Source organism: Bacillus sp. FSL K6-2869 (assembly GCF_040869405.1).
GTDB classification, from domain to species: Bacteria; Bacillota; Bacilli; order Bacillales; family Bacillaceae; genus Bacillus; species Bacillus altitudinis.
In genome coordinates, this window is record NZ_CP152035.1 from 2,962,767 (window position 1) to 2,982,509 (window position 19,743).

19 protein-coding genes are annotated in these 19,743 nt (G+C 41.1%); 2 read left to right on the forward strand and 17 right to left on the reverse strand.

Annotation, left to right across the window (positions count from 1 at the left end; translation table 11 throughout):
• Positions 1-47: 47 nt before the first annotated feature.
• The 3 genes from comX to degQ form a co-directional block, all read right to left on the reverse strand.
• A complete protein-coding gene (comX, locus tag MHI58_RS15420) occupies positions 48-218 on the reverse strand; it encodes a competence pheromone ComX (RefSeq protein WP_074041927.1) in 171 nt (56 codons plus the stop codon).
• Positions 215-1,129 (reverse strand): polyprenyl synthetase family protein, encoded by a 915-nt coding sequence (locus MHI58_RS15425; RefSeq protein ID WP_168948551.1) that lies wholly within the window; start codon positions 1,127-1,129, stop codon positions 215-217. The genes comX and MHI58_RS15425 overlap by 4 nt, the downstream gene beginning before the upstream one ends.
• 151 nt (positions 1,130-1,280) lie before the next feature.
• Positions 1,281-1,421, reverse strand: coding sequence for a degradation enzyme regulation protein DegQ (degQ, locus tag MHI58_RS15430; protein WP_003213123.1), 141 nt, complete (start codon positions 1,419-1,421; stop codon positions 1,281-1,283).
• Positions 1,422-1,926: 505 nt separating this feature from the next.
• On the opposite strand from degQ, the gene MHI58_RS15435 reads away from it, so the two are divergent.
• Positions 1,927-2,280, forward strand: a complete 354-nt coding sequence (locus MHI58_RS15435) for a hypothetical protein (protein WP_017367963.1) — start codon at positions 1,927-1,929, stop codon at positions 2,278-2,280.
• Between the two features lie 36 nt (positions 2,281-2,316).
• On the opposite strand, the gene MHI58_RS15440 is transcribed toward MHI58_RS15435, so the two are convergent.
• The 9 genes from MHI58_RS15440 to MHI58_RS15480 all read right to left on the reverse strand — a co-directional run bounded on the left by MHI58_RS15440 (position 2,317) and on the right by MHI58_RS15480 (position 8,698).
• Positions 2,317-3,543, reverse strand: coding sequence for an EAL and HDOD domain-containing protein (locus tag MHI58_RS15440; RefSeq protein WP_035701209.1), 1,227 nt, complete (start codon positions 3,541-3,543; stop codon positions 2,317-2,319).
• A gap of 140 nt (positions 3,544-3,683) precedes the next feature.
• Entirely contained in the window at positions 3,684-5,153 is a 1,470-nt protein-coding gene (locus MHI58_RS15445) for a nicotinate phosphoribosyltransferase (protein ID WP_007500472.1), read from the reverse strand.
• Between the two features lie 17 nt (positions 5,154-5,170).
• A complete protein-coding gene (locus tag MHI58_RS15450; RefSeq protein ID WP_025207909.1) occupies positions 5,171-5,722 on the reverse strand; it encodes a cysteine hydrolase family protein in 552 nt (183 codons plus the stop codon).
• Between the two features lie 60 nt (positions 5,723-5,782).
• Entirely contained in the window at positions 5,783-6,190 is a 408-nt protein-coding gene (locus MHI58_RS15455) for a YueI family protein (protein ID WP_007500468.1), read from the reverse strand.
• Positions 6,191-6,217: 27 nt separating this feature from the next.
• Positions 6,218-6,466, reverse strand: coding sequence for a YueH family protein (locus MHI58_RS15460; RefSeq protein WP_110487405.1), 249 nt, complete (start codon positions 6,464-6,466; stop codon positions 6,218-6,220).
• 94 nt (positions 6,467-6,560) lie between these two features.
• The gene (locus tag MHI58_RS15465) at positions 6,561-6,782 is read right to left on the reverse strand and encodes a spore germination protein (RefSeq protein ID WP_008345878.1); all 222 of its coding nucleotides are present in this window, start codon (positions 6,780-6,782) and stop codon (positions 6,561-6,563) included.
• A 101-nt stretch (positions 6,783-6,883) separates the two neighbouring features.
• Positions 6,884-7,105: a spore germination protein gene (locus MHI58_RS15470; RefSeq protein WP_008345880.1), complete on the reverse strand. Its 222-nt coding sequence runs from the start codon at positions 7,103-7,105 to the stop codon at positions 6,884-6,886.
• 68 nt (positions 7,106-7,173) lie between these two features.
• Entirely contained in the window at positions 7,174-8,277 is a 1,104-nt protein-coding gene (locus MHI58_RS15475; protein ID WP_008345881.1) for an AI-2E family transporter, read from the reverse strand.
• A 184-nt stretch (positions 8,278-8,461) separates the two neighbouring features.
• Positions 8,462-8,698: a YuzF family protein gene (locus tag MHI58_RS15480; protein ID WP_003213721.1), complete on the reverse strand. Its 237-nt coding sequence runs from the start codon at positions 8,696-8,698 to the stop codon at positions 8,462-8,464.
• A gap of 180 nt (positions 8,699-8,878) precedes the next feature.
• On the opposite strand from MHI58_RS15480, the gene MHI58_RS15485 reads away from it, so the two are divergent.
• Positions 8,879-10,363 (forward strand): triacylglycerol lipase, encoded by a 1,485-nt coding sequence (locus MHI58_RS15485; RefSeq protein WP_045034544.1) that lies wholly within the window; start codon positions 8,879-8,881, stop codon positions 10,361-10,363.
• On the opposite strand, the gene MHI58_RS15490 is transcribed toward MHI58_RS15485, so the two are convergent.
• The 5 genes from MHI58_RS15490 to essC all read right to left on the reverse strand — a co-directional run bounded on the left by MHI58_RS15490 (position 10,360) and on the right by essC (position 19,732).
• Positions 10,360-10,893, reverse strand: coding sequence for an HD domain-containing protein (locus tag MHI58_RS15490; protein ID WP_007500462.1), 534 nt, complete (start codon positions 10,891-10,893; stop codon positions 10,360-10,362). The two genes, MHI58_RS15485 and MHI58_RS15490, sit on opposite strands and share 4 nt — an antisense overlap.
• A gap of 144 nt (positions 10,894-11,037) precedes the next feature.
• Positions 11,038-11,781 (reverse strand): (S)-benzoin forming benzil reductase, encoded by a 744-nt coding sequence (locus MHI58_RS15495; RefSeq protein WP_041508103.1) that lies wholly within the window; start codon positions 11,779-11,781, stop codon positions 11,038-11,040.
• A 103-nt stretch (positions 11,782-11,884) separates the two neighbouring features.
• Positions 11,885-12,382: a type VII secretion protein EssA gene (gene essA, locus MHI58_RS15500; protein ID WP_041507707.1), complete on the reverse strand. Its 498-nt coding sequence runs from the start codon at positions 12,380-12,382 to the stop codon at positions 11,885-11,887.
• Entirely contained in the window at positions 12,363-15,260 is a 2,898-nt protein-coding gene (esaA, locus tag MHI58_RS15505) for a type VII secretion protein EsaA (RefSeq protein WP_045034545.1), read from the reverse strand. The genes essA and esaA overlap by 20 nt, the downstream gene beginning before the upstream one ends.
• On the reverse strand, positions 15,257-19,732 hold the full coding sequence (essC, locus tag MHI58_RS15510; RefSeq protein ID WP_045034546.1) for a type VII secretion protein EssC: 4,476 nt from the start codon (positions 19,730-19,732) through the stop codon (positions 15,257-15,259). Before essC ends, esaA begins: the two co-directional genes overlap by 4 nt.
• Positions 19,733-19,743: the final 11 nt, after the last annotated feature.

The window sequence follows — 19,743 nt, forward strand, 5'->3', positions numbered from 1 at the left end:
AACATCCTTAACTGGAGAACTTTTAAATCATTTTTAAATGAATAGTATCATTTATAGTACCATATATAATCTGCAGACATTTGCCCTTTTTTTATGCCTTGAATGATTGCTTTCATCGTTTCCTCATCTGTGTGAATTAAACTTGCATTCCCTAAGTCCAATTCATTCACAACACTAGGATTTTTCACTAAATATGCAATAACATTTTGAATGTTCAATCATTGCCCTCCTTTGTCATATATGCATATAATTGTTCCTTTTTCGTTTTAGGCAAATCAAGTTGTGCAATTCCTTGCTTCATTTTTAACAGCATAATCTCTCTCATCGATACCATGTACTGAGTCAAACCAGCTTCAAGTAACTTTTGCTTCAGTTGAAACGGCTTTTGCTCTGACTCATCCAGCCGGTTAGAAAAGAAGGAAAGAAGCTCTAGACTGACATCGTTAAAATGTCTTTGTAAATAACTAAATGCCAGCGTTTGTTTTTTTTGAAAATCTCCGTTTGTTTTTGAAAATAACGCAAAAAAATCGTTACTGATTTGTTCAGCAACACCATAATATATCGAATAAGATTCTACAGTGGCATTCATTTTTCTTGTCGCTAAATAAACACCTAGTACGCTAGAAAGAGCTGTTAAAGATCCAGATTTTTTCCTTAAAACCTCTACACACTCTTCTTCTGTTCCATACAAATGACTTAAATCCTCATGCTGCCCTTCCATAGACATTTTGATGAAGTGGAACAGTTTCTCTATTAGTTGAGAATTATTTTCACAAATTGATGTGATGAATTGGATACTCACCGTATACAAATACGTAGAAGCATTGATGGCCACTCCTTGGTTGACGTTCATCCAAGGATACGAATCATTATCCTGATCTTCAATATCATCTAATATATCGGCAGATAAGATGAGAAGTTCAATCCCTGCTGCCAGTTTTGTAATCGCTTGCTTGTCTTGTCCGCCAAATGCCTCATAATGTTGGTAAGCCAATTGCCCAAAAGGAAATTCATTCTTTATATCTGTAAATTCGAGAAGCAGCTTTTGTAAATCATTTTGCCTGACTGCATGTTGAATAAAATCAGACATTTTCTGCTTGATTTTTGTATTCTCTAGATAGTTTAGCATACTCGATCTTGATCCTCACCCTCTCGCCTCTTATTTTACTAAAAAGAAATAAGCAAATGTCCACTGACATCACTATTTAACAATTATATAATAATATATCCTTTTTTTGTATGTATTTGGATAAAAAAAAGACTTGATGGTTATCAAGTCTTTAAGAAATTTTCACATATTCATATTTGTCGTATTGATCAATGCTTTTGTTAATGTTATGAAGAGAAGCCGTTGTTTCTCTAATTTCGTTTTCAAGTTTCCATAATAGTTGTTTAAGTTCTTCGATTTCATACTTTTCCATCGATTCCACTCTCCTTTTTTGGAAGATCAATGTATTTGTGTATGTTGATTGGGTCATAAGTATTTGATCTGTTACTAACAGTGTAAATGCTATTGAGTATTTTTTCACCGAAAAGTATGCACAAAATGTGTGCGTGATACCGCAAAATTCAATAGGTCTTTTTTCATCATTTTCAGACTTTTCAAATGATACTTTTATCTCAATTTCAAAGGAAATACGTCATTTTTGCGACATGAACAGGCATCATTCGTCACAATTCTCACGATGAAGAACATACGATCCCCTCTATTTCCTCGGTTTTTCATGTTATAGGTCAGACGACAGGCTCTACTGTAGACACCGCAATTTTTTGGCGACATTCACCGAAATTGACCGCAAAAGTACCTATTTTTATGATGAATATGCAAAGGTAGAAAGATCATTTTGATTCTTTATTCGGATTTTCTTCATACATTTAGAACAGATATCCGTCCAAATTCACTTCAATGAGAGAAGAGGTGACCATGTGTTTTACTATGTTCCTTATCCGCCTTTGCAGGTTCCCGCAATAGGGAACGCATACCCGCGAACACCCATGACTTTTCCTCCAGTAGATGCTCATGCGTTTCAAAAGGCTGCAAAGGAATCAACCCGTCTCGTGGCTGATGCATCCCTCATTACACAGCAGATTTCCGGTTCGCTTTCGTTTGGACAGCGAATCATGGAAGCTGCTGAACGTGCTGACACCGCAAGTGTGATTCGAATGCTGAAGCAGATTGGGGTGAAAAGCAATATCGATATCCGCTTTAGTCCAGAAGGCATCCGTATCTACTTATCCCTCTCTTCCAGCAGGCTTTTTCTACTTTTACAGTGGGGATAACAAAGAAAGAAGCCGCTCTAGTGGGAGCGGCTTTTCTTAAGATTCAAACATTTTATGACACCATTCAATGGCTTCTATATAACAGCCGTAGGCTTCCTGCTTAGGGAGACTTCCACCTAACATCTCATCATCCCATTCATTTCGTTCAATACGTTTGGCAACGTCTAACACAAGGAAATAGTCATTTTCATAGCCAAGCAGTGCCTCACCTACTTCATCCGAAAGAGGCAGTTCTTTCACAAGTTCAGTAATGTCCGCCCTGACAAGCGTATCAATGAGTGAAAACATACCTGTTAGCATATAAGAAGCGGGATGCTCTCGTTCAGTCCGACTAGCAATGAGTTCACACGTTTTGGCACGAATGAACGACATTTTGATGATTTCCTTTTGGCTTGAGTTGGCTTGGACATTCAGTTCTTTAAATGAAAGGATAAAGATCCATCGCCGTATTTCATTAAATCCAAGCAGGATAATCGCCTGACGAATGCTCTTGATTTGATAAAGACGTCTCATGCCGCCAGAATTAAGCATTTTTAATAATTGATATGAAAGGGAAAGATCACTTTCTATAAAGTGCGTCACGGTCTGAATATTCGGCTGCTCCTTGCTCAGCTCATTCAATAGCTGATGGTATGCGTGGAAGCTAGTCGATAAGGCTCGTCCCGAAATGACGTGCGGCTCACTAAAGAAATATCCTTGAAACAAATGGAAGCCAGCTTCTAACGCTTCTTCATATTCTTTTCGCGTTTCTACCTTTTCAGCAAGGAATCGAAGTCGATACTTTTTATATGTATGTAAAATGTCTCTTCGTTCTTCACATGTTGTTTTCAGAAAATCAATTTTTAAAATATCAATGCAATAGAGGAGTTCATCGAGTAACTTGTCATGAAAATGTGTTCCGCTCAGAAAGAAATCATCGAGCGCAATCGTGTATCCCCACTTTTTTAATTGCTTACATCTCATAATAAGTGCCGGGGTAATCGGTACATTTTCTAATATTTCGATCACAAGCTGATGTGGATCAAAATAAGTGAGCAGATCAGACGAAAGCAAGCTTTCGGTGAAATTGATGTAGCATCGTTTTCCTTCTGTCAGTGTTTCGATGCCAATGTTTAAAAAACTATTGATAATGAGGTCCGTTGTCGCTTGATCACCATCTTCAGCGCTATATGTATTGGTTTCACTATCTCTATAAAGCAGCTCGTATGATACGACTTGTTCTTTTCTGTTAAAAATAGGCTGCCTTGCAACAAACACCCTCAACTGCTCCATTCCTCCTTTATGCAATGACAAACAAGATGTGCTTTCAGTATACCAAATGATTGCCCATAAGGTTCATTTTGAATCGTCCAACATGAAAAAAAAGAGACCATCTGGCTTGATGATCTCCTTTCCCGGGGTAATCAGCTTTCATAAAGCTCTTTTTTGATTTTATTTTTCACATCATGGATAAACTGCATCTTATTATCCCAGCATTTTTGACTCAAATCGACTGGGTATTCTTCTGGTTTGCTGATTCGTTTGTATTCCTCCCAGAAGAGTCCGAGACTGTCCTGCACATATGCTTGAATCGTTTGGATATCTGGATTATCATACACCAGCTTCCCTTGTTCAAAAATTGGGACATGAAGGTCCTTTGCCACAAAATTTGTCACAAATTTGCTGATAAATGTATGAACTGGATGGAACATTTTCAGCTTATCTTCACTTTGAACATCTTCTTCTTCAAGGGCAATGTAGTCTCCCTCAGAGTGATGATTCAATTGATTGATAATGCGATACACTCGTTTACGGCCTGGTGTTGTCACTTTCTCTGGATTAGAAGAAATTTTGATCGTGTCATTCATCTGACCGTTTTCTTCAATCGATACAAGCTTATATACAGCACCAAGAGCTGGCTGATCGAACGCGGTAATCAGTTTCGTTCCAACACCCCATACATCAATTTTTGCACCTTGTGCTTTTAAGTTCATAATGGTGTGTTCATCAAGATCGCTTGATGCAATGACTTTGGCGTCATGGAAGCCAGCTTCATCCAGCATCGTTCTCGCCTTTTTAGACAAGTAGGCAAGGTCTCCGCTATCAAGTCTGACCCCAATAAAGTTGATTTTATCACCGAATTCTTTCGCTACCTTAATCGCATTTGGAATGCCTGATCTGACCGTATCATATGTATCCACTAAAAAGACACAGTCTGTATGTGTTTCGGCATATTTTCTAAATGCAGTATATTCGTCGCGATATGCTTGTACAAGGGCATGGGCATGTGTGCCTGATACGGGAATATTGAAGCGTTTCCCTGCACGGACATTACTTGTTGCCTGAAATCCGCCGATCAGTGCTGCTCTTGCTCCCCACATGGCTGCATCCATTTCATGCGCACGTCTTGTTCCGAATTCTAATGCTGTCTCATCTTCAATGATTCCTTTAATACGAGCCGCCTTTGTTGCAATTAGCGTCTGGAAGTTCACGATGTTGAGCAGTGCCGTTTCAATTAGCTGCGCTTCAACAAGTGTTGCCTCGATGCGCATAATAGGTTCATTCGCAAAGACAATTTCTCCTTCTCGCATTGAATGAAGTGTCCCTGTAAAAGACAATCCGCTTAAGTATTCAATGAAATCGCTTTTATAACCGAGTTCATCTTTTAAATATGCAAGGTCGCTCTCGGTGAAGGAGAAGTCCGATAAATATTCAATCGCTTTCTCTAAACCAGCAAATACAGCGAAGCCGTTGTCAAATGGAAGCTTTCTAAAGAAGAGTTCGAAGACTGCCTTCTTCTCATGAATGCCGTCTCTCCAATACGTTTCTGCCATGTTAATTTGATAAAGATCTGTATGTAGTGATAAACTGTCGTCAATAAACCGATGCTCCAACTTCCATTCTCCTTCCCTTACTTAACCACTTTCGCACCAAGCGTATGCTCAAAGTGAGAAAGTGCCCACTCGTGCCCCGCTTCATTAAAACTCGCTACGGCATTCTCATGAATCACAAGTTCAAAGCCTTTATTGTACGCATCAACAGCTGTATGAAGTACACAAATATCGGTACACACTCCGGCTAGGTGAAGTTCAGTGATGCCACGCTCGCGCAGTTTCATTTCTAATTGAGTGCCTGCAAAAGCAGAGTATCTTGTTTTTTCCATATAATAGACATGTTTTAAATGTGTTGACGTGTGAAATAGTGAACTTAGTTTTCCGTAAAGTTCAATTCCTTCTGTCCCGCGAATATTATGGGGCGGAAATAACTTTGTCTCTGGATGATATGGATCTTGCTCTTCATGATGATCGACGGCAAAAACAACAAAGTGTCCTTCATCAATAAATGAAGAAGTGATCTCTGTGATCTTCGACTCAATCGCCTGTCCAGGCTTTCCGCACGTCAGTTTTCCATCGTCTGCAACAAAATCAACTGTATAATCAATACAAATCAATGCTTTGCCCATCCGCATCTCTCCCATATGCTCTTTTGAATCATTATAGCTTATTCATTTCACTAGGGAAACCTATTCAACAGATTCACGAGAAAAAGCTTTTTGAAAAAGCTCATCTTCTATATAGATATGCTCTTGATTGATCGCATGCGGCACCTCTATCACAAGCCCAAACGGTGAATGTGACTCGTGATGGTTGACCACTTTAAAAGAACAACCAGCGGCATTTGCCATTTTGACATATGGAGAATAAGAAGCATATGACAATTCACCATTTAAAAGAACAGTGGCCTCTCGGTTTGCCTTCAATACTTGCTCTACCTCTTGATACGATTTATGTCTCGATACTTGCCCTTTTGTCAGAGCGAGAAGAGCACGTTCTCTTAATGAGCCGAGAAACATTCTTCGTTCATCGGGTTTTGTTTCAGCATGTCCAAATATCCCTTGCTGCAAATAAAAGTCTACGGATTCTTCTTTCATTGCTGTGTTCACTCCTGGTTTCTGAATTTACATTTCTGTGACCCAGTGCACAATTTTTTGTGCAAGTTCACAGGCTTCGTCTATTTCTACTCTTTTGTTTAAAGATTGTTCTAGTGCTTGCTCAAGCTGCGTTTTTTCGTCTTCATACGCAATAGAAATACTCCATTCTATGTCAGGTACAGCGACAAGCGTTTTATATTCTTTTTTATTTTCATGTAAATATACATTGTAGGTTGTTGGTTGCCCGCTTGTCAGATGCGCTTTTCTTATTTTCATTTGAGGTGTTTTCCCCCCTTTTTCTTTTTCCTTCTTCTATCCATTGTACCATAAAAAAAGACAGCTTCTGAAAAGGAGACCCTTTCAAAGCTGGCTATGCGTTAAAGCTCTTTTGCTGGCTGATCAGGTTTGAATCCCAAACAAATGTGACGTTCGGATTGTTGAAAAATTGAACAAAGTCTCCTGCATTATAGGTGCCTGAACCACCAGCGGAATGATCCACACTTTTTGGCGAAATGGCAAACACATCGCCGAAATGTGCAGAACCGTTTCCTATGACACGGTCAATATGAATGGGTCCAACAATTGCTGGCATCTTTCCACCACCTTTACTACCCTCATCATATGCCTAGCGGAACAATACGTGTCTATCCAACATAAAAAAGACAGCTGATATGTCATATGATCAGCTGTCTTTTATGCATTAAATGATTGAGGCTGGCCAAACAGTGTAAAGTCCCAAAGCATGGTGGCATTCGGATCGCTTGTCAGGGACATATAATCACCTGAATTAAAAGCTCCCGCTCCACCGGTCGAGTGATCTACAGCCAAAGGGGCAATGGCGAGAACGTCACCAAAAGTAGCCGAGCCGTTTCCGCCTAAAGACTCAATATGAATGGGTCCAACAATCGCAGGCATCTTCCTTCTCCTCCCTATTCGCTTATGTGAGTTATGTTATGCAAAAAGGGAAAAGTGGTGCATCTGCCCTAAACGTTTAAATGCTGTTCTTTTCGAGAGCGCTGACGCAGCTGAACCAATCTGACAATATTGAGTGTGATGGCTTTCAGCAGCGCATAGACAGGGACGGCAAAAATCATACCAAGGATTCCGCCAAAACTTCCTGCCCCAATTAATAGCAAGATAATTGTTAACGGATGTGTGTTGAGACGTTTTCCAATGATCAATGGAGAAATGACGTTTCCATCGATCTGCTGAACAACAAGAATGACAATAACAGTCACAACCGCTTTTCCAGGCGAATCAAGAAAAGCAATGAGCACAGCTGGTGCAGCACCAAGATATGGCCCAAGATATGGAATGACGTTTGTCACCGCAATAATGATGCCGAGAATGAGCGCATATTTCACACCAATTAATAAGTATCCGATAAAACAAGCAACTCCGACAAATAAACAAACAACGATTTGCCCTTGTATGTAAGCAGCAAGCGTATCGTTTAATTCTTTAAAAATCTTCAATCCTTCCTTACGGTAAGGCATTGGCAAAAATTGAACGAGCTTGTCCGGAAACTTATGTCCGTCTTTTAGCATGTAAAATAAAATGAATGGAACGGTAATGACAGCGAGGGCAATATTCGCAATCACACCAAACACCGCCGACATACTGGAAGCAATATTTTCCGGTAAATCTTTTAATGTCGAAACGATCGACTGTTCAAACTTTGAAACAGACACATAATCTTGGTTCATCATCCACGTAAATGTTTTAGAATGCGAGAAGTCGTTGATAAATTTCTGCATGTCCGTGACATACCCCGGGAAGCTTTTGACAAGTCCACCCACCTGCGTGACAATGACAGGTCCAGCAGCATTGACAACAAACGTGATAAGCCCGATGAATAGAAGATAAATAATCAGAATGGCGAGCGTCCTAGGTATCTTCTTCGACAAAAATCGCACAATCGGATTAAAGATGAAAAAGAGAATACCTGCCAGTAAAATAGGAACAAACAACGTTGAAGCAAATAAAATGATCGGCTGAAATAAAAACGAAACTTTTGTTGATACGTACACAATTAGTAAAACCAGTAATATTTGGAATGTCCAAAAATGAACTTTAGATTTTAACAAAGATGCTCCTCCTGTTACGTATTGACCTTATTAAAAAACTACTATTCAACCCACCTTCTGTCAACTGCTTCTTGTTTTAGAACCATATTTTTTGAAAAAAAAAGAACAATTGGTATATCATGCACTTTTTCCAGATATACATTCTGTAAGCATTGAAAAAAGCAGACACCTGTGCGTCTGCTTGTTACACTCTTTCACTGTGATCAGGCATCACCGACACGATTTGCTGGATCCGCACATAAAACACTGATTTTGCCCCCGCCTCAATCACAATATGATCCGGCATCACTTCCTTCAACTTTCCACGTACTGTATCTTTCACTGTTTGAACAATCAATCTCATACCGACTACTTTCTGCAATGTTTGATAAACATATGGATCAACTAATGAAACAAGCTGTGGACTTCCTTGTTGTGCCATGCTACCTGCCCCTTTACTTGTGTATTTACCCACAGCGTATGCAATGACCCATGTGAGTGTCACTCAGCAAACCCACAACATTATTACCGTATTTTTACATTTCATATTTTTTTACAATTTTTAGAAGTATAATAGATTGGTGCTGCCAACATCTTAAATTATTTGAAGAGGTGAATGATCTTGAAAAAATTAATCTGTATCGTTGCTGTCATGCTCTTACTATCCTCTGCAAGTTATGCGCACGCAGGCACAATTGGAGATGCACCTGGTACACCAGGGAAGTGGTTTAAAGGAGAAGAACCGGTACAAAAAGACCTGTCAAAACCCCCACTTGTTTTTGTTCATGGCATAAACAGTTCTTCCTCCACATGGTCTGATCGAAACGATATGGCAAAACAAGCTGTTCTGAACGGATACGAAAGCGCGTTCATAGATTTATATCCAGATCAGGACATGAAAAAGAATGGGAAACTATTAGCAGAAAAGTTAAAAGAAATCTATGAATTTTTCGGCAGAAAACTGATCATAATCGGTCATAGTAAAGGCGGAGTGGATACGCAGGCTGCACTCGTGTATTACAACGCTCATCCATATGTAGAGAAAGTCATCACACTTGGCTCTCCACATTATGGGACGCCGCTTGCGGATTTAGCCTATAGCAAAGGCGGAAGCTGGCTTGCGCAAATCCTTGGACAAAAGAGCGACGCGCTCTATTCTCTGCAAACCGGGATGATGGCAGCTTTTCGAAGTGAAACCGACCGGTTGGAGACGTTTCCTCATAAATATGTGACCTATTCTGGTTCAGAATGGGGAACCTTTGGCGGAGTGCTTTATTTAGGCGGCATGTATTTAAAAAGCTTTGGTGCAAACGATGGCGCTGTGACGGTCAGCAGCACAAAGCTAGCATATGCAAACAATATTTTAACAGGAAAGTGGGATCACTTTTCGATTAAAAACGGCACAAGCATGTTCCCCGTATTTCAGGCACAGCTGCGTGCAAGTACCGCAAGCGCTGAAAGTGAAGACGAACAAGAGCAAGAACCAGTCTCTTCGGAGCTAAATACAAACGTTTATGTGAAAGGTGGAGAAAGTGAAAAGGATAAAACAGAAGCGTTCTATGTAGAGGAAGGAACGAATGGCCTATCGATTCAGTGGTTAAATGAAAGACAGGAAGCCAATCCGGAAATCGTTGCGCCAAATGGCGATGTCTTAACCAATTTGACGACATCCGAAGCATCATTCCCATATGAAGGCGCCTATTCACACCATGTGCAAATCAATAAACCCGTTCCAGGAAAATGGACGATTCGATCAAATTCAGGAAAAAAAGATCCTTATTTGCTACTTGTATCCTTTGATTCACCATTAAATGAAGAAATCAAAATCGCTGCAGCGAAATCAGGAGATGCATCGACACATTCGAGCAAGCTGATTAAACGATTAAGCAAAACTGTAGAGACCATTTATTTTAAAGATGCCGAGAAGGATCATCCACTGAAAACGAGCTCTTCATCAGCCGTTCAATTGAAAAAAGAAGGTGCTTATTCCGTCACGGTTCATTACACAGGTCTCACTGCGTCAGGGACGTCTGCATTTAACCGTACTGTGATTCGCACATTGTATGTGGATCAGCACGGAACGATTCATGGAGATATTCCATATTAAACAGAGCGTTTCATGGGCTGAAGCGCCTGCTGCACCTTCTCATCCAAATCAGCAATTTTTTTGAGCGCAAGTGATTCATCTATTTGTCTGTAATGATGGTGTCCACCAGGCTCTTCGTCCATTTCATCTGCTTTCTTCACAATTTGCTGGAGTGTGTCCTTATGCAGGTCGCCCTCTGGCAAATATGAATCTGTGTGAAGCAAAATCGCAAGGGCAATCTCTTTGGCTGCTTTTGGTTCCTCGCCGAGCCGTATGAGCAGTTTATGTGCCCGCTCTGCCCCTTTAATGGCATGAATATCATTTCGTCTATATGTCTCGTAATCCCACTCTCCGCCTGCTGTATACCATTCATAGTGGCCGATGTCATGCAAGAGTGCTGCTTTCACAGCAAGATCCGGGTTAATCCCCGCCTGCATCGCCAGTTTGAATGCGTGATAAGCACAAGCAATGGCGTGGGCTTTTCCTGAACGATTTAAATATTTTTGAGCGACTGGATGGGTGTAAACATCCATTAATGTAACCTTTCTCATGGAAACCCCTCCTTATCTATATTTTTAGCATCCTAACATATTCTGAAAAGAAACTCAAATGTTCTGTCATATTTCCGATGAGTCTCAAGATTAGCTTATGCTCGATAAGCTGTCTTTGCTTGTACAATACGAAAAAAGCAGCCGTTATGACTGCTTTTTTCCATACTCACGGGCATCATATACACAACCGCTAGCTGGGTCATCTGCCAGAAGGTCGAGTAAAATACCGGCCACTTCATCTGGGCTCTTTAGCGTACCTGTTTCATATAATTGCTGAAACCGTTCAATTTGTTCAAAGTCCTGTTTGGAGGATTTCCGAATCTCTCCCTGCATCTCCGTATCAATCGTACCGGGTGAAAAGGAAAACGTGGTGACAGGATATGCTTCGTCCTGCTGTTCCTCATGTAAAGTTCTCATAAACATATCAAGCCCTGCTTTTGAACTGCAATAGGCACTCCATCCTTTGTACGGATTTTTAGCTGCTCCAGAAGAAAGATGCACGATGGTTTTCTTCCCTTCAAGAGATTGTGTCTCTCTCACAAACACATGACTGAGCAAAACAGGGATGACAAGGTTCAGCGTATAATGCTGATGAAGCGTATCTTCTCCGCCTTGCCCTGCACGCTTGATAGGAGTGACCATTCCTGCATTATTGACAAGCAAGACGTCATCAGCGTCTGCGAGAGTTTGCGAGGACAAGATGCCCTGAAGCCACTTTGCAGCCGATTCCTCATCAGTGAGATCGACCTGTGAATGCGTGAGGTGTGGATGGGATAGTGGCGACTCACTTCTTGCAGCGGTATACACGTTATCCCCGCGTGAAAGTAGCTGTTTGACAAGTGCTAAACCAAATCCTTTTGATCCGCCTGTGACGATTGAAATTCGAATGACAATCTCCTCCCTTGATAACACTATTTTAAATAGTGAATCGGTCTCACATCAAGCAATCTGCATCTGCATAAAGAAAAGCCTGCCCTTTTCAAAAGGCAGGCTATTTCTTTTCCGTCTTCACATTCACCTTTGGAATCAGAATGATCATGACAATGATGCCAAAGGCGATCAAGATGCCAAAAATGATTGGCAGAAGCGCCGATCTCTGCTTTTCATGATCATCGCCAGAAGGCGTTGATACAGCCGAATCGCTGAAAGAGATATTCATCTCTTTCATCATACGAGCTGGCGTTTTAGGCGGATTTTCTTTCAGATCACTAAAAAGCTGCGGCGCAAGTTGACCACCAGAGGTCTTAGGCGGGTCAGCAAAGTGAATGTCCGTTTTGACTTTAGATGTTGTTTTGCTTTGTTCGTATTTCGTTTGATCCCTCAATATACTCGAATTAATATTGAGGTTCTTTTCTTGATATTCATTCGGCTTGACATTCGTATCCGTATCTTCACCTGTAGCAGCAAAAGCAGCCGGACTGAGGAGAAAAAGGGATATGACACCAAGTGCCATCCCTTTGACGAATAGATTAAGCCTCATGAGTGACATCACGTTCCTCTGTTTTGTCTTTCCATAGCTTCTTCACTAGTGGAATGACCATGAACAATATCGTTAAAATCAGTAGCCCTGTGATGCCCATACCGAAGTTGTCTCCATTTCCATATTGGATGGACAGATACACGTCTGTCACTGGATTTGTAAAATGGAAGTTTGGCATGACTAAATCAATTAACGGTGCAACAAAGAAGAAAATAAGCGCCGTTGCTGCCATCCATCCGGCAATTGAACCGAAAAGGAAAGCTGTGCGAATAAAGGCAGAGCATGCCACTAGCAGCAAAATCGTAAAGATCGACCATTGAATGGCTTGGTCATCAGCTAGTTTGTAAATGTTGAGTCCAAACAGGCTGATCATGAGCCCGACTAGCAGATTTAAAATACCAAAGAGTGCACCTTTGACCAGCATTGGCGCTGACGCATAGTACGAGCTAAAAAAGCCAATCAACAAACTGCTGATCATGACAATAACCAAAATGACTACTGGGGGTACAGTCTGCGTTTTTTCTTCTGGCACATCGCCGCTAATTTTCAGCGGATTAGCTAAATGGTTATACACATAGTTGCTGTTGCCTTGATCGTCTAAAGTGTTGCCTAAAATACCCTTCAAATCTTGTTGAACAAGCTTCGTAGAATTGACATTCTTACTCCAGTTTTCGTTCAGCGTATCCGCTTTTTCTTGAACGGTTGTGACACTTTCTTCGATATTATTCGTATAATCTGCCACCCCTTTTTGGCGGTCGGTTAACGAACTCATATTTTCAGAAAGACGAAGCACTTCCTGACCAATTGAATCCTGTGCACTCACAACAATCGAACTGCCCGCAAGGTCCGCCGTATACACCGCATCTCCTTGATCAGCCATTTGTTCAGCTACTGTGTCCGCACTTTCAGAAATGGCATTTAACTCCTGTTCCATGCTTGCCTGCTGAGTCGAAATGTATTCTGCGTAGCCATCTGAGAATTTTTGCATCTCATCAATAAAGGTAGACACATCATCATTTGACGTCAGCATTTGATTTTTGAGTGTATCCCAGTTTTCCGTTTCTTCTTTTTTGATGGAAAGGATGGACTGGATTTCATCTCCTTTTGTGTCTAGTAGAGATGAGTTGTTTGTTGGTTGATATAGATTTCCAAGCATCATCTCTAGCTGAGACAGTTGATTGGAGTATTCCATTAACTTTTTGGTGCTTGTTGAATTTGTTTTAAACTCTTGATCAAATATTTTCGTATTCAAAGTGTTGCCAATCGGCGAGTTTACTCGTTTCAGCTCTTGCACTTTGTTTAAAATAGAGGATTCCTGATTTTTGATTTCATTCGGAATGACGTTATATCGATCTTGTAACCTCAGAATCATCTTTTCAAGCTTCTCTACTTTTTTCGTGAGGCTTTCAAGCTCCTTACTCATTTGACTTACTTTGTCTTTCAATTGGTCGTTATGAGCGGCCGCTTTTTCTTGAATCTTCTTTTTCACTTCTTCTAAACGATTAGACAGTGCTTTTAGGTCATCTTTTGATTGATTCGTGCCGCTGTTATCTGGCTGAACAGCATCCTGACCGTTTTCACCCTCTTTATCATCTTCATTAGTAGGAGGTGCAGTCTGATCTTCTAATTGATCAGCTAGATCGTTCATTTCTGATGAAATTTGCGAGAGTTCATTTGTTTCATCATCTAAGTTAATGCCAATCTCTTCTGGGTTCTCATTATCTTGATCTGATTGCCCGTCATCATCAGTATCAGCTGGCTGCTCGGGTGCGTTGATTAGCTCTTGCCTTTTTGCTTCTAGCTTATTCTGCAAGGCGATGATCTTACTTTTATAGGCCTCTAAGTATTGACCTTCATAATTCTTCAACAGCTCTTCTTGAGACGCCTTCACAAGGTCCGTTAATCCCGACGATTGCTTAGGGATTGCGTCTTCTCTTGCCTTTTGAACAGATTGAATTGCGCTGTCCGTTGTTTTAAGCTGACTTTGGACCCCATTGATATCGGTTTTGAGTCCACCCATTTGATCGCTAAAGCTGCGGGCATTTTGGTTTTGAATCTCCGCAAGCTGTTTGAGTCCTTGCTGGATTTGTTTTTTGCTTGTCGATTGCGCTTTGATCAAGAGATCCTTTTGTTTGTCTTGATACTGCTGATATTGATCGACTACTTTTACGAAATCCTTCAGCTGGCTTTTCGCTTCTTCTGTTGTACTTAAACCGTCTTTATACTGTTTTTGTGAATCGGCCATCGCATTTTTTAGTTCTTCTATTTGTTTCTTCTGCTGCTGGACGGCATCAGATAGTTTGTTTGAATTTGGCTTATAGAAGTTGTACATCGTGTTTTGGAATTCGACCTCTTTGCCAACAATATGCTCAAACTCTTCTCTGACATTGCCGATTTCCTGTGATACAAAACTCCAATATAAAGTCGACATTTGTTCATTCATTTTCTTTTGAGCATTTTCTAGCTCTCTTTGTACTTTTTCTTTATTTACTGCATTCAGCTGATCTTGGATTGAGAATTGGATAGATGCCTTCTCAGGATGATCCTTATCATAGCTCAGCACATTTTTAGAGAAGTCAGATGGAATATAGAGAACTGCATCGTACTTTCTATTTTTCAGGCCATTTTCTGCCGCACTTCGATTGACGACTGTCCATGTGTAATCTGGACGCTCTGATAATGCCGCCACCACATCCTGTCCGAAACGAGCGGTATTTTCACTTTCGCTCGCCCCCATATCCTCATTGACCACTGCAATGTTACGTGTGGCATTCTTTTTCTGTTTTGCCGGATCATCCCCAATGAGATGGAAAAATAGAACCGGCAAGACGAGAATCAGTATCATGGTCGACACGATTTTGATGGAGCTTTTTTGCTGCTCTGTCATTGAACACTCTTCCTTTCTACCGCACATAAAGGAACCTGGATTTTCTTCTCTTTCCCGTTTTCAACCAAATATCCGAATCCTGGCTGAATCTCTGGTTCTTGTCTTGCATACGGAAGCGGTATGATGTTTTGTTCTGATTTTTTCATGAGTAACATGGCATGACGAACTTGTTTGATTTCGTTTGTGAGTGCATCATAGCCTTTGCTAAATTCGGTATGATTCCCTGATGCGATCAGGCTAAAGCCTAGATGTGCATATGACTTCATGAAATCAGCCAATTGGTCTTGAAGACGCGGATCGATCGTCTGCTGAAAACGTGTAATGCCATCAATCACAAGCACAATTTGAGAAAACGACAACTGATCAGTCTCTCCACGGCGCACAGCTTCGACGTACACCTCTTCACGTCCCTTGAATAAGCGGTCTATTTCCTCTGCCCATTCGGTGATATCATCCTTTGTTTCAAGGTAATCAATGTTCTCTTCTTTTGCGTAATGAGAGAGACCCCGATCTATCGAATCAAAGACGGCTAGCTTCTCAGGTTTTGCTGCTAATAGCTGATCAAGCATCAGTTTTGTCACATTTGTCTTTCCTCGCTGCGTTTGACCGATGATGAGGCAGTGTTTATTCTTCTTCAAGTCAAAGTAAACAGGTGCAACAGATTCCTCATCTAGTCCGACTGGAATGTCATACGGCTGTTTTTGTTCTTCTAAGCGACTCTCTAGCTCCCAAATGGTTAGTTTATCAGGAAGCATTGGTACAGGTTTTGGTTTTTCAGCTGATGCAAAGCGATCATGAAGAAGCTGGATCTCTTGTTTTAAATGCTCAAACAATTCGAGATCGTTCTCTCCTTCAACTGGCAGGAACATTTGGGCAAAGTAAAGCTCTTCTTTGTTGATAATGACTCGTCCTGGAATCGGCTCTAAGCTGAATTTCGGTCTGCCAATAATGGAGTATGCCTCTCCTTGATCCATTAAGTAATGGACAATCTTTGTTTTCAAGTTGTTCATAAGCGATTGACGGACTGCGTTGACACGAGTCGCTGTGATTAAGAAATAAATGCCTAACGATTGTCCATCACGGCTTAACTGAATAAATTCAGATTCGAGTTCATGCATTTCGTCTTTCACAATGTCAAAGTTGTCAATCACGATAAATATGAATGGAAGCTTTTTCTCATTCAGCGCATTGTACATTTTGATATGACTCATTTCCTGCTGTCTAAATAAACGCTTGCGATATTCAACCTCTTCACGAAGACGCTTCATCGACTTTTGAATCTTTCTCATTTGATCCATTAAGAAATAATCAGCCGTATGCGGAAGTTTGGCAAGCGGTAGCAAGGTGCCGTTACCGAAGTCATAAATATATGCATGCCATTCTTCAGGTGAATATCTTTCTGCGAAGCTCATAAGCAGTGTGGTTGCAGCAAGTGATTTGCCGTAGCCGGATGAACCGAAGATGCCAATATTTCCATCCTCCATCATTTGATAAGAAAGTGGATGCTGGCTTTGCTGATCTGGCTCATCGACAAGAGCGAAATGGAAGACGTGCTCTTCACTTGATGCATAACGTGTTTTTGGAATCCGTTCTTCAAGCGGTGGAAGCCATGGACTCGGAAGCTTTTCAATTCCAAGCTCCTGCTGCATACGTTCAATTTCATCCACAACAGCGGAAATTTCCGTCACTGTCTCTTTTTTCACAGCCGGCTCTGTACTTACCCCTGATAATGGGATCAGTCCAGTGTCCGTTACAATGGCGATGTCATCTTCTGATCCGTAGCCATCTTCCATATACGGTGCACCGCTCCACGCTGATTGGAATAATTCATAGATTTCATTGTTCCCCACTTGTAAATATCCACGACCTGTCACGGTAATCGACGCTGCATCACTATTTTTCAAAATTTCCTTACTGTCTGATGCATCTTGTACCTTTAATGCGACTTTAAAGCGGGAGTTACTCCAAATTTGATCATCAATGACCCCGCCAGGCTTTTGTGTCGCTAAAATGAGATGGACACCGAGACTTCGTCCAATCCGCGCGGCACTGACAAGCTCTCTAATAAAATCTGGCTCTTCACTTTTTAATTCAGCAAACTCATCAGAGATTAAGAACAAATGAGGCATCGCCTGTTCCGCCTTTTTCTCTTTATAGAGTTTCGTATAGTCATTGATATGATTCACATGATACTGATCAAACAAGCGCTGTCTTTTCTTCAGTTCACTTTTAATAGAGGCAAGCGCTCTTTCACTAAAGTTTTTGCTGCCTTCAATGTTTGTGATCGTACCAAGTAAGTGCGGAATATTTCGGAACGGCTGCGCCATTCCGCCTCCTTTGTAATCAATGAGCAGGAAGGCCACTTCATGCGGGTGAAAGTGTACAGCCAAGGATAAAATATACGTCTGTAAAAACTCACTTTTTCCTGATCCCGTTGTTCCCGCTAACAGACCATGTGGGCCATGTGCTTTTTCATGCAGATTCAGATCGACAATATCGTTTTTTCCTTTATAACCGATAGGCACAGATAATGACTTTGCTGTTTCAGATGTCAGCCATTTTTCACGAATGCCAATGTCATCTACCTGTTTGGCATGAAACAGATCAAGGAAGGAAACCGTTTCTGGAATCGAGTTGGTCATCCCGACTTGATGATCTAATGTTCTTAAGGTTCTGGCAAACAACTCATTGTCCGCTCGCTCATGTGCATCCAGCTGAAATGGAATTCGTACGGCCTTCTTATGCTGAATGAGAATATCTCCTTCTTCTTCGTTAATGTAACGAACAAGCGTTGAAATATTTTCAGCCAAGCTTTCCTTTGTTTCTGCCGCAAAGATAATTGAGATGCCTAAATCCGTCCGGCTGCCTTCTAGGTATTCTAAAATCACATGTTCCGCAATGAGTTCATGGTTTGTCACGATAAACACAAAGTGAGGCGTAAAGATTTTTTTCTCTTTTTCCTCTTCCAGATCACGCTCTCGTAAAATTTCATAAATAGAAGACAAGAGCTGATCACGTGTTTGTTCGTTATATATAAACCCTTTCCCGTATGTATGAGGAAGTTGGAAGTGCGGCAGCCATTTCATCCATTCCCAGTTCTCATACTCCTGTTCATTAAAGATAAAAACAAATCTCAAATCATGATAGCTGTGCGAGAAAGCAAGCTGGCCGACAAGCTGGTGAAGCTCATTTTTGACAATTGCCGGTTTTCCTATTAATCCGGTTGGACCGTCCGCAAGACCGAACGTAATCGGTACATCTTTTACCTCGCGATAGACGTTTTGCATATGCTGTGTTTGTTCCATTAAGTCATCGATGTCACGATTGGCCATATCGCCGCCGCTCGTCGATAATTCATAACTTGAAGGAACTGCACCTGTCCCTAGACGCAGCTGTAAAAAATCATCACTGACAAGTGTCTTTTCCCAAATACGCCCGCTGATTTCTGACGTCAAATATTTCATTTGTTCAAAGGACGGATAATGATACGTTAAAATAAATTGTTGACGGTCATACAGCTCTTGCAGCTCTTTCCGCTTATTTTCTAAGTAAAGAGAGTAAACGCGTTGCCGCTTCTCTTCTCGTCTTTTGCGCTGTGATTTCTCTTTAAAATATTGAACGGACGAAGTAATTAACGTCATAATAAACATCGCCATCGACACGACAATAAAGATACCTCGCGGCTGTACAAGGGCCACGATCCCCATGACAATCAGCATGACAAGCGGCGGAAGAACCACGAGCCAAAGTCCTCTGCCGTTATTTTCACTCTCCTGTGAAGGAAAACTGAAAGACACCCGGTCATCTGGCAGATCGTAAATCAAACGTGGTGTTCGTCTATATAAAGGATATTTTTGTTTCGTTTCGGTACTCGGCGGCCTTGTTTTTTCTAAACGTGTTTGAAATGGTTCAAATGCTGTTACTTGCAATAAATCATCATCTTTCAATGACAGCGTCAAAAAGTTCCAAAACAGCTCATCCCCAGCAAGAAGCTGCTGTGGACCGTGCAGCTGTTTCCCGTTCACATAGATCGTTTCATCTTGGGGAATGACATACCAAGTGCCTTCTATTTTTTCCAACGTGAAGGATTTGGCATCTTGAAACATTGAATGGGCTTGTTCTTTCCACACATCCGCTTCATCTATTTCTTCACTTGAAATAGTCACTTCGACTCTATTTCCTAGGTAATAAATGATTTGATCATGATGTGAATCCATCAACATGAGTGTGAGTGAACCAACCTGATATGGTTCATGTGGAAGTAAGTGACCTTTCTTTTTTTCGCCCTGATAAAGAGAAAAACCGCCATTCGTTTCATCTGGAGATAAACGAATCAATCCTTCATCAAACGAAAGGGAAGGAATCGTTACTGTATGCTCTATTTCAGGTCCAATCACAGCTTCCCGGTTGAACTGCTCATCTAAACGGACGGTTTGATAATCTTCCTCATAAAAAACCCATAGAAGACTCAAACGCTCCACCT